General features: G+C 68.9%; 17 protein-coding genes. 15 read left to right on the top strand and 2 right to left on the bottom strand.

Going from position 1 to position 14,401, the window contains the following annotated elements; genetic code table 11:
- Positions 1–28: 28 nt before the first annotated feature.
- The 8 genes from ACLJOU_RS46090 (at position 29) to ACLJOU_RS46055 (ending at position 5,293) form a co-directional block, all read left to right on the top strand.
- Complete coding sequence (locus tag ACLJOU_RS46090) at positions 29–964, top strand: SAM-dependent methyltransferase (RefSeq protein ID WP_410575631.1); 936 nt, start codon at positions 29–31, stop codon at positions 962–964.
- Positions 961–1,389, top strand: coding sequence for a hypothetical protein (locus tag ACLJOU_RS46085; RefSeq protein WP_410575630.1), 429 nt, complete (start codon positions 961–963; stop codon positions 1,387–1,389). Before ACLJOU_RS46090 ends, ACLJOU_RS46085 begins: the two co-directional genes overlap by 4 nt.
- A 301-nt stretch (positions 1,390–1,690) precedes the next feature.
- A complete protein-coding gene (locus ACLJOU_RS46080; RefSeq protein WP_410575629.1) occupies positions 1,691–2,932 on the top strand; it encodes a tetratricopeptide repeat protein in 1,242 nt (413 codons plus the stop codon).
- 179 nt (positions 2,933–3,111) lie between these two features.
- Positions 3,112–3,879, top strand: coding sequence for a Scr1 family TA system antitoxin-like transcriptional regulator (locus tag ACLJOU_RS46075; protein WP_410575628.1), 768 nt, complete (start codon positions 3,112–3,114; stop codon positions 3,877–3,879).
- Between the two features lie 4 nt (positions 3,880–3,883).
- Positions 3,884–4,315 (top strand): hypothetical protein, encoded by a 432-nt coding sequence (locus ACLJOU_RS46070; protein WP_410575627.1) that lies wholly within the window; start codon positions 3,884–3,886, stop codon positions 4,313–4,315.
- A complete protein-coding gene (locus tag ACLJOU_RS46065; protein WP_410575626.1) occupies positions 4,312–4,749 on the top strand; it encodes a hypothetical protein in 438 nt (145 codons plus the stop codon). The genes ACLJOU_RS46070 and ACLJOU_RS46065 overlap by 4 nt, the downstream gene beginning before the upstream one ends.
- Positions 4,750–5,049 carry a hypothetical protein gene (locus ACLJOU_RS46060; RefSeq protein WP_410575655.1) on the top strand — a complete coding sequence of 100 codons (300 nt, stop codon included), beginning with the start codon at positions 4,750–4,752 and terminating at the stop codon, positions 5,047–5,049.
- Entirely contained in the window at positions 4,976–5,293 is a 318-nt protein-coding gene (locus tag ACLJOU_RS46055; protein WP_410575625.1) for a helix-turn-helix domain-containing protein, read from the top strand. Before ACLJOU_RS46060 ends, ACLJOU_RS46055 begins: the two co-directional genes overlap by 74 nt.
- A gap of 154 nt (positions 5,294–5,447) precedes the next feature.
- Here ACLJOU_RS46055 and ACLJOU_RS46050 read toward each other — a convergent pair whose 3' ends face one another.
- Positions 5,448–5,972 carry a hypothetical protein gene (locus tag ACLJOU_RS46050; RefSeq protein WP_410575624.1) on the bottom strand — a complete coding sequence of 175 codons (525 nt, stop codon included), beginning with the start codon at positions 5,970–5,972 and terminating at the stop codon, positions 5,448–5,450.
- Positions 5,973–6,585: 613 nt separating this feature from the next.
- On the opposite strand from ACLJOU_RS46050, the gene ACLJOU_RS46045 reads away from it, so the two are divergent.
- The 7 genes from ACLJOU_RS46045 to ACLJOU_RS46015 all read left to right on the top strand — a co-directional run bounded on the left by ACLJOU_RS46045 (position 6,586) and on the right by ACLJOU_RS46015 (position 12,733).
- Complete coding sequence (locus ACLJOU_RS46045) at positions 6,586–6,984, top strand: hypothetical protein (protein ID WP_410575623.1); 399 nt, start codon at positions 6,586–6,588, stop codon at positions 6,982–6,984.
- 46 nt (positions 6,985–7,030) lie between these two features.
- Positions 7,031–8,002, top strand: coding sequence for a DNA-processing protein DprA (dprA, locus tag ACLJOU_RS46040; RefSeq protein WP_410575622.1), 972 nt, complete (start codon positions 7,031–7,033; stop codon positions 8,000–8,002).
- Positions 8,003–8,170: 168 nt separating this feature from the next.
- Positions 8,171–9,148 (top strand): DUF4192 family protein, encoded by a 978-nt coding sequence (locus ACLJOU_RS46035; RefSeq protein ID WP_410575621.1) that lies wholly within the window; start codon positions 8,171–8,173, stop codon positions 9,146–9,148.
- 93 nt (positions 9,149–9,241) lie between these two features.
- Positions 9,242–10,081, top strand: coding sequence for a phosphoadenosine phosphosulfate reductase family protein (locus ACLJOU_RS46030; RefSeq protein WP_410575620.1), 840 nt, complete (start codon positions 9,242–9,244; stop codon positions 10,079–10,081).
- Positions 10,082–10,335: 254 nt separating this feature from the next.
- Complete coding sequence (locus ACLJOU_RS46025; RefSeq protein WP_410575619.1) at positions 10,336–11,340, top strand: DUF932 domain-containing protein; 1,005 nt, start codon at positions 10,336–10,338, stop codon at positions 11,338–11,340.
- A gap of 56 nt (positions 11,341–11,396) precedes the next feature.
- On the top strand, positions 11,397–12,077 hold the full coding sequence (locus ACLJOU_RS46020; RefSeq protein WP_410575618.1) for a hypothetical protein: 681 nt from the start codon (positions 11,397–11,399) through the stop codon (positions 12,075–12,077).
- 305 nt (positions 12,078–12,382) lie between these two features.
- Positions 12,383–12,733: a response regulator transcription factor gene (locus ACLJOU_RS46015; protein WP_410575617.1), complete on the top strand. Its 351-nt coding sequence runs from the start codon at positions 12,383–12,385 to the stop codon at positions 12,731–12,733.
- Positions 12,734–13,074: 341 nt separating this feature from the next.
- On the opposite strand, the gene ACLJOU_RS46010 is transcribed toward ACLJOU_RS46015, so the two are convergent.
- A complete protein-coding gene (locus ACLJOU_RS46010) occupies positions 13,075–13,719 on the bottom strand; it encodes a hypothetical protein (protein ID WP_410575616.1) in 645 nt (214 codons plus the stop codon).
- Positions 13,720–14,401: the final 682 nt, after the last annotated feature.

The raw sequence follows: 14,401 nt of genomic DNA, 5'->3' as shown, positions 1-14,401 counted from the left end.
GGGTCGACGGACGGCCCGCCAGCGCTGCGTGCCCGACCAGCCTCGAAAGTCACTCGACATGCCACCACGAACCGCAGCTACACCCGTTCACCCGCGCGCGCACGATGGCACACGCGTCCACGTCGACATCGAAAGTCCCCGCCGGGACGCTGTCGCCGACTACCTGCTCGACGGCCACCTCAACACCACCGTCGACCGGCTCTTCGCCGACCAGCTCCTCGCCGACTACCCGCAGCTGCCCCGGCTGGCGCTCGCGGCAGCCAGCTGGGATCGCCGCGCCGCAGCGGTCATGCTCGATCACGGGCTACGCCACTTCCTCGTCCTGGGTACCGGCGGCCTGCCCATCTGGGCTCACTCGTCCACGCTGACCGACCTGCACAACGCCGGCGCGCGGATCGTGGTGATCGAACACGACCCGGTCACCCAGCACTTGCACGACCACATCGACCACGGCGCCGCTGCCGGCCGCGCCCACGTCCTCTGCCTTTCCTCCGACCGCCACCACGACCTCGCACTGACACCCGCGGTCACGCACCTGCTCACCGCCGGCGCGCCGCTCGGCATCCTCGCCACCGGGCTACTCCGGCCAGCCGGAATCCGCCTCGTCACCATCCTCGCGCTCCTCGACAGCGCACCCTCCGGCAGCCGCGCGGCGATTACCCAGCTCATCACGGACGGACCTGACGATCAGGACCACGTCGGTGCGTCCTCCCTCGGCGCGCGCTTCGCCGAGGCCAGCATTCCGCTCGCAGTCGAGAACCGGCTCGCGGCCGATCAGCTGCTCGGCGACCTCCCGCACACCACGACAGTCTCCGTCATGTCGGCTGCGCTGGACCAGGAAGCGACCAGCCCCGTCATGCGCACCGCCCTGCTCGGCCAACGTGACCCGCGCAGTTCCACCCGCGCGCAACGCCCAGCCACTGAGCGGGCCATCGACGTCAGCGGACGGAGGTGGGGCCGGTGACCTCGAGTATCGGCTGCCCCTGTGGCGTCGCTGCCCTGGGCATTGTCGAGGCCGCCACCGCTGAGGAAGCGGTCGCCGCCTACGAGCACGCGGCGTTTCAAGCGCTGGCGGTCGGGGCCCAGCTCTACCTGCGTCGGCACGACGCCGCTCTTCCCGCGGCCGGGACGGCCGATGGGATCGACGAGGTCCTCCGGCAGCTGCGGATCACGCTTGCCCTGATGGAGAGGCAGGTGGCCGAGAATCCGCCGGCACAGCTGGCTCCGGGAACGCTCGCCGGACACCTGCGGTCATGGGCGCACACCACCGGCCAGATCACGGCCGGTCTCTACCGGCAGGCAGCACACCTGGACACGGCAGCCTCCACCGATCAGCTCACTGGCCGACCCGCCGCTTCCGGCTCCCCGGCGACGGGAAGTTGCCGATGACCGCCGATGGATGGCACCCGAGAACACCGCGACGCCGGACCGACCTAGTCGTCGGCGGCGTGATGGGCGGGCTTGGCTGCTGCGTCCTGCTGTGGGCGCAGCCTGCGACAGCTGCGCGCGCGGACGTGCCACTGCGACGCCGTCATGGTCGCTCTCTGGCCGGCGGCAGAGCTCTTTCCCGCCCCGCGCACGGCCATCGAGTGTTCACCCGGGCGGGCCGGATGACCCGCCTCGGCTCTCCGCGCGGCTGCGCGCCGTCTCCACGATGCGCGCGGCTGCGCGCCGGCCTTCGGTGGCGCGGGTGAGCATCCCGTACGAACACCTTCCTGCCGTGTGCCAGCGGGCCTACGAGCTGCTCGCCGACCACCCCGGCCCCGACACCACCGCGCTCCCGATTGCCGCGGCCTTCGAGATCAGCGAGCTGGACGCGGCCGCGGCGCTGCAGCGGCTGCACGCCGCACGCCTGCTCGACCTGCTCCCGCCCGGCGACCGGTACGCCCTCGGCCCCTGGGCTCGCCAGCACGCCAGCCAACAACGCGCCCGGGTGCCCGACCGGACGCGATCCGGCCAGAACAGCCGCCTGATCGACTGGTACGCCGCCACCGCCTGCACCGCGGTCCCGCTCGTGGCCCCCGAAGCGTTTCGGTTGAGCTCCTCCGCAGCGCATGAGGCTCTGCCCCACGACCACGTGGACGGGCACTGGGCGCTGCGCTGGTACACCTGGGAACACCGTGTCCTGAGCAACGTCCTCACCGCCGCTGTGGATCACGGCCGCGGCGACGTCGCTGTCGAGCTGGCCGAAGCCATCTGGCACCTGGCCCGCACCACCTACCACCACGGCGACCTCGCTCGCGCCCAGCGCACCGGCTATGCCCTCACTTACCAGGCCCGACACCCGATCGCTGCGGTGTTCCGCGCCCGCGAAGCCTCCGCCCTGGCCGACCTGCGAGACATCACCGACGCGCTCGAGGCCGCAGCCGACGCCGTCGCCCTCGCCCGAGACATCGCCGAGCCGGACATTCTCGCGTTGGCCCACTCCCACAACGGTCGCGTCCATCTCGCTGCCGGCGACCCGCAGGAGGCGCTCCGGGAGCTCACCGCTGCCCTTCGCCACTACCGCAGCGTGGTCGACGACCACGGACACGCTCTCACTCACCGCCGCATCGGCCAGGCCCACTTGGCCCTCGGCCACACCGCCGACGCCCTCCGCTACCTTGACGCCTCGATCAGCGCACTGATCCGCGCGAAACACCGCCTAGGGGCGGCGCGAGCACTGACCTACGTCGCCGACGCGCTCACCGCGGACCGACAATCGTCCAACGCACTGTCGGCCATCGGTCGCGCGCACACCCTGCTGGGCAACGCCGCGGCCCCGCGCTACCGCACCGGACTCGACCTGGCCGCCGCCCGCGCCCGCTACGCACTCAGCGAAACCACGATCACCCGCCGCCTCACCCAGAACCTCATCACCCGGCTCAACCACGCCGGCCCCGGCGCGGCAGGCGATCTCGCCGCCGCCATCGCACTACATGACCAGCTCTGATCCGGAACGACGCGAGGAGTCCCTGGATGAACCTCTCTTCCGCACGATGACCGATCCGCCTGCATAGCCCCGGTGACCGTTCAGATCACCTGCAGACCGGAACCCCGCCGGCCGCACAGAAAGAACACGAACCGGCGAACCTTCGCCCGACGCCTCCGCCACCTAGAACGAGAGACTACATGACCACACCTAAATCACTCCCGGCACTGCTCGCATTCAGTAGCTCTCTCCGGGCGGTCAGAACAGACCGAGGGCTAGGCCTGCGCAGGTTCGCAGACGAGCTGGGAGTCTCGGCTCAGACCTTGTCGAACTGGGAAACCGGAAAGCGGGCGCCGGCGATCGACGAGGTGGCGCACCTGCTCGGATTTCTCCGAGTCAGCCCCGCTGAACGCCAACGCGTCATGCGGCTCTGGCACCAACTCGACTCCCCGACTCTCATCGAAACCCCCAGCCCAAACATCAGTCTGCAGCAAAACCTCGACGAACTTGCCATTCACGTCTGGGAATGGGCACCACACACCGTCCCAGAACCGTTGCAAACCGTGGAGTACGCCCGCGCGATTCTGCAGCGTGACCAGACACCACCTGACGACGTTGACGTAGAACTCTTCCTCCGACAAGCCCGGCAGCTGGACCGTAGACAGCCACGACGCAGGACTGTGCTGTTGAGCGAAGCAGCGTTGGCGCCAGCACCCGATTCACAGCTACACGCGATCAATACAATGTCAGATCGTCCCCAGCTGAGGATCATGCTCGTACCAGTCACCGACACAGTACGAAAAATCGAGCCTTTCACGATCTACGAGACCGACAGCAAGACCTTCACTGTCGCGTTTCCCCACCACGACAACGTCATCTTCGTCAGTGAGCGAAACCTGGTACAGAGCTACCGGTCGACGTTCAAGACGCTAGAGCGGGAAGCAATCGACCATGTCGACAGGGCGTGAGGTCATGACCGCGGAAGTCATAGTGGTGCCCGAACCTGCGCGGCCGACTTCCGCCCTGCTGACCGACCCGGCATGGCACACGGCCGTTGCTGTAGTACGCGAGCAGGCACTGATCGATACCCACGAACCCCCAGCGATCATCGAACTGCTGACACGGGCGGTCGACTGTGCGGAACACGACGGCGACAGGGCACTGGCCGAGTCAGGCCGGGCGCGAATTCTCAATCTCGCTCTGACACGTGACGACCACGCCGGAGTGCGGTCAGGCGTGACCGACCTGAGCAATCTCTACCGCCGGCGGGACCGCAGGCAATACGCGAGGGACGTCGCATCCGATCTCATCGGCACCGGCGATCCCGTCCCAACACTGGAACGGGGGTGCAATCGCCATGCTTTGTGCTGCGGCGCAACGGTATCTTCGGAGAACAACCGATGAGCGGCCACGACCACACCTACGAGATCCTCGGCCTGGACTTCGCCCAGCAGAACCGCATCCGTTGCCTCTCATGGCACCTCGGGACGTTCGAGCGCGGCGGGCACATCCGTCGCGAGTGGGCATTGCGGGTGCAACGACAGGACGGCGACGGCCAGCAGCGTTCGCTGACGTGGCTACACGACCTACCTGGACACGAAGAACTCGACTGGGACTGGGCGATCTTCCTGCTCGCCCGCGACGCCGGAGACGGCCGACAGTCCTTCGACGCCTACATCGAGGAACACCTCTCCCAACGCGACGACGATGACATCCCCCGGCACGAGCATCACGATTGGGTACGCGCTGAGCACCTGTGGTATCAGATCCGGGACTTTCTCGGGCGCGATCCCGCTCTGCTCACAGCGTTCTTCGACATCCTGCCGCCCGAGCGTTGAATGCCGTCCCCGCGATCCTCCGCTCTGGGCCGCATCCTCGGCGACGCCATCGCAATGCCGTGCGTCGCAGCGCTGGTCATTCCGATCATCGCCATGGTCGTCACCCGCTGGAACCCCGTCTACGGCACCGTCGCCACGTGGGTAGCGGTGATCGCTGATGTCGGCTGGGGTGGCGCGTTGCTCGTGTCCGGGATACGCCGACTCAGAAAGGAACCCAGGAAAGAAGATGTCAAGCCCGAACACGCGCCAGTACCAGCCGAAGTCGACAATAAGGGGCGGAAGCTGGCCGACGATCGGTGAGCACATCACCGCAGTGCACCGACGATCCGCAGCTGACGGCGTGCCGGACCCGGACTGGCTTCCTTGGCCGCCTACCGCCCGGAACTGCCCGCTGCTGCTACCGCGGGGCGAACGCGCTCCGTATCGGGTGTGGGAGGTGATGGAGCTGCGGGCTCGCTATGTGCGCTGGCCCCAGATCGCCGCACGGCTCGGTGTGCCCGAGCACGTCGTCCGCGATTGGATCCACAGACTCGGTAACCGGTGAGCTCGAACAGTCCGTGGTTGCGAGATCGATGTGCCACAGCACGCCGGTTCGCCAGATCGAGTGAGGGCGGGACGTCGGCCCGGCCAGGGTTTGGCACCGGCCGGACCGACCCGCCCACGCACGACAGCCGGCGGATATCAGAGCGTGTGTGACGTCACGGGCACCGCGGAACCTGCGGGGTGCCGCCTCCGCCTGGACCGGTGTGCTGCTCGACCTCCCACAGGTCGCCGCGGACCCAGCCGTAGGTGCCGCCGCGGTAGGACCACCCCCACGCGTGTCCATCGGAGGCCCCGCGCGTGCACGAGACCCAGAACCCGGCGCCGTAGCCGATCGTGCCCAGCACCGGACCGTCCACCGGCCGCGACCGGATGCGCGCCCCGTCCGCGGTCGCGACAACCGCGATCCAGCCCTGAGCCGTCGCAGCCGACATCGGCCGAACGTGCGACGAAGTGGACGTCGGCCAGGTGAGGGTTCCATCCGGCGCGACCGCCGGCGTGTCCGCGTTGGCCTCACCTTCGCCGGCCGCGCCGACGTCCGGTTGCTCGGACACCACGCCGACCGCGGGCCAGAGTTCCGCTGCCTGGATCGGCGCCGCGGCCGCCATCGTCGCACTCGCGAGCGCTCCGAACGTCAGCAGCGACGCCGCGATCCGCCTCGCGCAGAAGAGACTCGTGGTCATGGAAAGACTCCCGTCTTACAGGGCGCGCTCACGGCCGCCTGAACAGAAGGCTCATTCGAGCGTGCGGGCAACGGCTCATCAACGTGCGCAATGAAACCCCGACCGTCGATCCAGGCCGTCCGATCACCTCAGCCTGAGGCGTGGCCGCTGGTAAAGCCGGCCGGGCGACGTCGGGCACAGAGATTTTGGCTCGGGAGAGGCGCCCTCCCCAGTGCCCTCTCCCGAGCCGGGAACCCTTCTACCGCTGGGGGTGAAGCGGACGGATCCCCAGAAGGGTCCACTGTGGCCGCTCCCTGTGGACCACCGTGGATCACCTTCTGAAACTAGAGTGCCCCACAAACCAGTAATTCGCCACAACTGTGGCGAATTTTCTGGTAATAACTTTGGGTGTCAGAGCGTGCGCGAAACGCAGCTCCCGACGACGTCCTCCCCATGCCAGCGCCGGCTGGGCGTGGCTGCAGCTCAGTGCAGCAGACCCCCGGCCCGGGGCAAGCCCACAGTCCACGAGGGACACCCCCGCCCGTCTGCGGCCGGCTTGCCCCGGGCCCGCGGGGCCCGCAGGCGAAGGCCGCGTCCACAGCCCACCCCGGGCGTGTCCACTCAGGAGGAGTCCGTGTTGAAGTACTTCGTCTCCACCCACCGCACCCAAGGCGAACGGGACAACGACTCCAACAGCATCCCGGAGACCGAGATCGTCGACCTGGCCAGCCTGTCGCACGAGGATCCGGACAACCCGTACTGCGGCTGCGCGCGCAGCTTCGTCGGCATCACCAGCCGTCAGACCACCACGACCGCCGAGATCGTCGAATCCGACATGACCGCAGCCGAATTCGTCGCCCGCTTCCACGCCGCCTTCGTGGCCATGGGATTTGCGGATACTCCCGAGCTGCGCGCCGAGGTCGGCAACGGCGCAACGGAGCTGCTGCGGCTGGCGGCTGTGTGGCCGGTCGGCACCGTCGTCGAACGCCGATGCCACGAGATCCGCGTGCGCGAATTCCCCGCCGCGACCTGACCTGACCGCAACCACCAGCCCCCGCACATCGCTTGAAGGAGTGCTCATGTCCATTTCCACCGACGCGCGGCGCGCCCGCGCGTTCCTCCAGCACGCCGCCGAACCCACCACCCCGGTCCTCGCGCGCTACATCGCCGACGTCGGGCCCGTCGATGCCGCCCACCGCATCGCTGAGTGCTCCGCACCGGCCGATGTCCTCGCCGAGTCGCGTCGCCACGTACGCTGGCAGCTCGCCGATACCAGTCTGCAGACCGCAGCCAGTCTCGGTGGCCGGTTCGTGGTCCCCGAGGATGACGAGTGGCCGGCCGTCGCCTTCGCCGGGCTCAGCACTCTGGCCCCCAACGGCGACACTTATGGCGGGGCCCCTGTGGGTCTGTGGGTTCAGGGCGACGTACGGCTGGACGAGCTGGCGGCCGCTCCCTCGATCGCGATCGTGGGCGCGCGGGCCGCCACCGAGTACGGCGAACACCATGCCGCCGAGTTCGCCTACGGGCTGGCCTCCCGGCGGGTGCCGGTGTTCTCCGGCGCCGCTTACGGCATCGACGGCGCTGCGCACGGAGGCGCGCTCGCGGCCGACGGCGTGACCGTCGCGGTGCTGGGCTGCGCTGTCGATGTCGGCTACCCGGCGGGGCACGTCGGTCTGCTGGACCGGATCGTCCGCTCCGGCGGTGCGGTCGTCAGCGAATACCCGCCCGGCACCCCGCCGGCGCGCCACCGGTTCCTCTACCGCAACAGGCTCGTCGCCGCCCTCACCACGGCGACTCTGGTGGTCGAGGCCGGGCGGCGCAGCGGCGCCCGGCACACCGCGCGCCTGGCCGACAAGCTCGGTCGGCCCGTCCTCGCTGTCCCGGGTCCCGTCTCCTCGGTGACATCTGCAGGGTGTCACCAGCTGATCCAGGACGGCATCGCCCGGCTGGTCACCTCCGTCGATGACGTCGTCGCCGTCATCGAGAAAGGCGACGACGCGGACACGGAACCGGAGACGGCCGTCCCTGCAGCTGAGGCCGGCCGACGCTAGCGCACGCTCCGGCGGCGGCCCCGACCTGACGCGGACCTGCCGACCGGGCGGTTGTCACAGGCCGCCGCCGGGACGCGCGCTCGGGCGGTGGCGGCTCACACCTGCGTGGGCCGCCACCGCCTCTCCCGGCCCACACGGCCGCAGAGGCCGATCCGAGGAGCGCCGACCGTGACCACCTACCTGACTCCAGGTGAACTGATCGGATCCCTTCCCGACACCTGCGCCGACACCCTGCACGTCACCGTCCTGCCATCCCACCCATGCACCAGCTCAGGACGCCTCACGGCACCGACCGGCGCGGCGTTCCCGGTGACGCGGGTCCGCGGCATGACCACCCGCGAGATCGCCGAGCATGTGCAGGCCGCCCTCCCTGCCGATCGCGACACGGACCTGGTCGTCGTCGTGGTCGCCGAGGACCGCGCCCGAGAGTGGCTTCCGCTGCGGGCCGCGATCGCCGCGCTCGAGGCCGACCTGCGCCTCGCCGGGCACACCGTCCTCGGCCGCTACTGGGCCCCGCACACCCGTCCCGGCGCCCCGTGGCGCGACTACCGCCGCTCCACCCACCTCGGCACCGTCATCGCGCCACGTCCCGAACTTGACTTCGCCGGGCCCGTCCAGCTCGGCGGGGACGCCCCTACACCGACCTGGGGCCTGCCCTTCGCCGAGCCCGGCGAAACCCTGCCGGCCAGCCCCAGCCGATTCGCCCGCCGGGTTGTGCCGTTTCTGGTGCGTCGCAGCGACGAGGCCAACCGGATCGTCGCCCACGCCACCCTCCAGGCCGGCAGCGGCGAGTTCATCGACGACGTCGCGGCGTTGGCAGTCACGACCGCGCTGGCCGACAACGCCGTTTACGGACCCTTGTTGCTGCCACCGGCCGATCTCGACCCGCAGCGAATGGAGCAACTGTGGATGGCCCTCTACCGCGGCAGCACCGATCACAACGCTCGGGCTCGGCTGGCGACGTTGATCGCCGCCAGCGCCGTGCGCCGCGGCGACCACCACCTCACCACCTCTGCTCTGGTGCACGCCCACGGCGCGCCGGGCGCATCCACCGTCGGGCTGCTGTTCCAGCAACACGCCAGCGCCGACGTCGTTGAGCACGAGCTGGACGAGATCGCCGGCCGGGTCGGCGCGACGCGCTGGTAGCCGACGTCCCTGACATTCAGCTGGTCCGCGGTGTCCCGGGCGTCGTTGCACCAGTCCGGGGCGCCGCGCCCTTCCCCTGCAGGAGGTCCTGTCATGCACCACGTGATCCAGTGGTCTGGCGGCATCGGCTCCTGGGCCGCCACCGAACTCATCCGCCGGGATCACCCCGACGACCCGATCACTCTGCTGTTCGCCGACACGACAATCGAGGACAGTGATCTCTACCGGTTCAACGCCGATGCCTCCGCGCGGCTGGGGATCCCGATCACCCGGGTCTGCGACGGCCGGACACCATTCGAACTGTTCGTGCAGCGCAGCTATCTCGGCAACGCCCGGATTGCTCCGTGCTCGCAGCTGCTCAAGCAGAAGCCCTGTCGGCGGTGGCTGACCGAGCACACCGAGCCCGCCGACACCGTCCTCTACGTCGGGCTCGAGCCCGGCGAGCAGCGCCGGGCTCCGGCGATCACTGCCGGGTGGCGACCGTGGCGGGTCGAGTACCCGCTGATGCACCATCCCCTTCTGACCAAAGACGACCTGCTGGGCTGGTGTCGCAACGCCGGGCTGGAGCCGCCGCGGCTGTACACCTTCGGCTTCAGTCACAACAATTGCGGCGGCCTCTGCGTGCGCGGCGGTCAGGCCCACTGGCGCCGCACGCGCGAGGTCTTCCCGGACCGGTTCGCCTGGTACGCCCAGCTCGAACAGGACTTTCGCGCCACCCACGGGGATGTGGCGATCCTCAAACACCGCCGCCACGGCCAGACCCACCCGCTGCCGCTGCGCGATCTGTTTACCGGCTGCGCGGTCGCATCGGCCCTCACCGAGCTGGACATCGAACACGCCCTGCGTCTGCTCGGACTCGGCGAACGACCCGATGATCGTCGACGTCGTCTTCAGGTGGGATCCCCCGCAACGGTGGGAGATCGGGCCGGGTGACGTCTCGGCATGCCCCTCGCTCCCGCAGCGGATCGGCGGTTCCGGCGTGTCGGGCATTCGGCGTCGCGGTGTGGTCGGACCGAGGGAACCAGGCCCGCGCCGGCGGTGCACAGCCACCAGCTCGCACAGCAACTTCGCCGTACTGGACTGTCTCGTGCACCGCCGGCGCTCGGCCTGGTGAGCCGTGGCCGTCCACCCGCGAGCCCGCGCCCCGGCGCCAGGCCCGCACAGCGTCGCGTAGAGAGACTTTCCTCGTGTCCAAGGAAACCAGCAAGTGGCTCAACACCAACGTCCTCATCGGATTCACTGACAAACGCGGCCACGCCTGGCACTACCGCGCCGACGACCAAGGCGCCGAGCCGAATCACTACCCGGGCCCGATCCCCATCACCGAAGTCAAACGGCGCCTGTTCGGCTGGACCGCCGAACCGGCCCGGGTGTTCGTCGAAGACCGATTCGGACTCCGCCTCGCCGAGCACCACCTTGGCGTCACCACCTCCGACAACGGCGACATCCTCGCCATCCACACCGACGAATACGAAATCCACCAGTACGGCACCTGGTTGCTGGACAACGTCGCCGCCCTGCTCGACGACGGCCTCGCCATCGGCTCCGCCGGCCTGCTGCGCCAACGCCGCCAAGCCTGGGTCAGCGTCGAAGTCCCCGACAACATCACCACCCCCGAAGGCGTGGAGTTCCGGCCCAACCTGCTCGCCTGCTCCAGCCACGACGCCAGCCTGAAAACCCGCTACAAGCGCGTGGTCACCAACGTCGTCTGCGACAACACCATGAACATCGGACTGCGCGAAGACGGCCAGGAAGTCGCCGTCGTCCACAAGCGCAACAGCGCCCTGCAGCTGCTCTCCGCCCGTGAGGCCCTGCAGATCGTGCACACCGTCGCCGACGACTTCGCCGCCGAAGTCAAGAAACTTTGTCAGACCACGGTCACCGATCGGGCCTGGAGAGCCTTCCTCGACACCCACACGCCGATCCCCGAGCAGCCGGGCCGGGGGCGCACCAACGCCGCCAAAAAGCGCTCGGCGCTGACCCGGCTGTGGACCAGCGACAGCCGGGTCAGCCCGTGGAAGAACACCGGCTGGGGTGTGGTGCAGGCTGTCAACACCCACCTCACCCACGAGGCCGTCATCCGCGGTGCGGGCCGCGCCGAACGGAACATGACCCGGGTGATGACTGGCGAATTGGGCAAGCACGACCGCACCGCCGCCGCGACCCTGCAGAAGGTCCTCGCCGCCGTCTGAGCGCTCTCCGGTCCCCGCCCTCGCTCGCTGTCCCGGCTCACGAAAGGGCTTCTGCCATGAGCACCAGCACCATCCCACCGATGGCGTGCGGCACCGACGGCTGCACGAACACCGGTCACGGCATCTCGATCGCGGTGTCGCGTCCGAGTATCTACCGCTGCCACGAATGCATCGCCTGCCTGGACGCGCTCGCCCCTCGCTGGATCCGCGGGTTCACCGACGAGCGTGCCTACGCCGACCGCAACACCGAACTCGGGCACCTGAACGCGGCAGCGCTGCGGGAACAGGCCGCACCGGTGCTGGCCGCGATCAGTGAAGCGCAGGAGGCGTTCACGATGCTGGCCGACCTCGTCGGCCCGGCGCTGGCCCGTGACGCGGTCACCGCGATCGTCAACGCCGGCGACCACGTCATCGACTGCTCCGTCACCAACTGGTGGGCCGCCTACCGCTACCCCGAGCACCACCCGCGCACCGCACCAGCCCGCGCGGCTTACCGGTTCGATCACGTCTGGACGGTGCGTGTCGACGGCCGCGCCGTCGGGACCGTCCGTCGCGTCACCGCTGGCGTGCTCGACCGCTACGAACCCCGCACCCTCACCGGATCCGTGCTCCGTCCCGACCTGCCCGACGACGAGCAGCCCCGCTACGACTCCGTCCACACCGCCGCCGACGCTCTCATCGCATGGACGGCTGATCGCGAGACCGCACCCGATTCCGTGACTCCCGGCCACGCGTGACCTCGCGGTGTTGTGCGTCCTCAATCACGCGACCAGGTCCCGCGACACCGGTCAAGGCCACACCTCGACACATCGACGTCCCGCCGCAGGCACGGGGCCTTGACCGGCGCCACGGCGGGACCTGGGTGACCGCGGTCGTCCGCACACCACCCCGCGCGAGGCCACCTGAATGAACCGGGAATCCCCGAGCGGCACGCCTACCCCCGGGCGAGCCGGCTCCCGGTTCGGGGCTGGCCGGGCCAGCGCACGCGCCGCGCAGCCCGGTCAGCCCCCTCGCCTCGCCACCTGCCATCGGAGATCCGAGCATGTCCCAGCCAGCCACACTGACCGCTACCGAACGGGAAGTCCTCGACGACGTCGCTCGCGGCCTGAGCAACATCCAGATCGCGCTCAAGCAGTTCCGGTCACACGAGACCATCCGTACCCACGTCAAGAACATCCTCGCCAAGCTGAAGGCCCGCAACCGCGCGCACGCCGTCGCCATCGCCTACGACACCGGCATCCTCCGGTGCCCGCTACCGCACCTGCCGACGACGCAAGAGATACCGCGGCTGGTGTCGCCGCCGGGCCACGCGAAGTGCGATCCCGGACGGCCAGGCCGGGCGGCGTCCACACCTGCTCGTCACGGCGTGCGCCACAGGCGAGGGTCGCGATGACCGAGCCAGCACTGTTCTCACTCGAAAACCAGCGCGGGAGCTGCCCGCTCGACGTGGTGTCCTGGGGTGCCGGCGTCGAAAGCTCCGCCTACCTCACGGCCACGACAAGTACCGGCGCCCGGTCAGCGCCCGCGGCATCACGCCCGTCATCGTCCGCCGCGGCGTCGAACACGGCTCCCGCCTGGGCACAGTCCGATAACCGGTCGAACGCACCTTCGCCTGACTCAAAGGCTTCCGACGACTGCGCGTCCGCACCGAGCGGCGAGCTGACGTGCATCAAGCCATTCTGAGCCTGGCTTGCTCGATCATCTGCCTGCGCAAACTCATTCCGAGCTGATCACTTAGTCCTCGCGTCCCCGGAGTGAGCTAAGCGCGGGAAGCGCCGCACCCGTCGCCTGCGCGTCTTCACGTGACTCGTCGGCAGGTAGGTCACCGTTGTACGCAACAATGAACCAGGTAACGAGGACCGACAAAGGGAAAAACGTCAAGAATACATTCGTCAGAATATTTGTCTGCACAGCGATCCGCACGAGCTGACGATTATAGGGACTATTAGACCTTGTCCATGCCAGCGCTAACGCGGCGAGACCTAGCCCGAGGCAGACGCTAGCCGCGGTCAACAATCCAGCACCCTGCACAGCTGGCAGAAAGAAGATCCACGCTATTGCCGGTGCGTTCGCGTGGATCGGCACCGTCCGCGCGCCGCCAAGGTTGAACAGCACGCCAGCCACCGCAGCCGCGCCAATGAGGAGCGGCAGGTGACGCGGCTCACTGAACCAGCTGGCCACCGGCGCAAGCGTCGCAGCGGCCCGGTCAAAACCCAAGTAGATGCCGACGCGTTCGGCGATAGTGACCGGCGCAGTGACTTGCGCGCATAGCGCAAAGCCCATCCACAGTGTCGAGCAAAGACCGACCAGTACGTAAACCGTCTTCTGCAACAAGTTCTCGCTCATGGCCTTTGTCACGAGCGTTTCCGCAATAGCCATCCGTCCCCCTCTGGACGATCAACATGGTCATAACAGCTTAACCAAAACCGCTGATGGAGGCGGTTGAGCGAGTGTCCCTCCCCCCATCACAGGCGTCAGACATCGCGCGCCGCATCGAAGCCGTCTGGCCCGAGCAAGCCCGCAACAGCCGGATTCACCGCTACGTCCAGGGTGACCACGATCTGCCGTTCGCGCCCCGCTCCGCGTGGCGGGCGTACCGCTGACTACTCGACCGGTCGCGGACGAACTGGTGCCGCCTGCTCATGCAGCTCCGGGCGCAGAACCTGTTCGTGGACGGCTACCGCGCGCTCGGCGACGACCAGGCGGACGAGCCCTTAGGCTGGTCGCACTGGAACCAGAACGCCTGACGCGCCGCCAGGCAGTGCACCGGGCGACGCTGAAATACGGCTGGTCCTACACCACCGTCCTGCCCGGCGACACGGCCCCGGTCATCCGGGGCGTATCCCCGCGCAACATGACCGCCGTCTACGCCGACGACGCCGATCCGTGGCCGGTCTACGCCCTCCAGCGGAAAACGTCCTGGACCCCGCACGGGCTAGTGCCGCATCAAGCAACGTTGGGTAGGTAATCCGGTCGGCGGATCTTGGAGTTGACGGCGAAGTGGCGTTTGGGGTGGCTGTGGCGGTTGCGCCAGCGCAGGTAGCCGGCGATGGCGGCCTCC

It is taken from the genome of Amycolatopsis sp. cmx-4-61 (assembly GCF_046548775.1).
Classification (GTDB): Bacteria; Actinomycetota; Actinomycetes; order Mycobacteriales; family Pseudonocardiaceae; genus Amycolatopsis.
The sequence above is the reverse complement of the archived record's forward strand: the minus strand, read 5'-3'. Positions and strand labels throughout refer to the sequence as shown.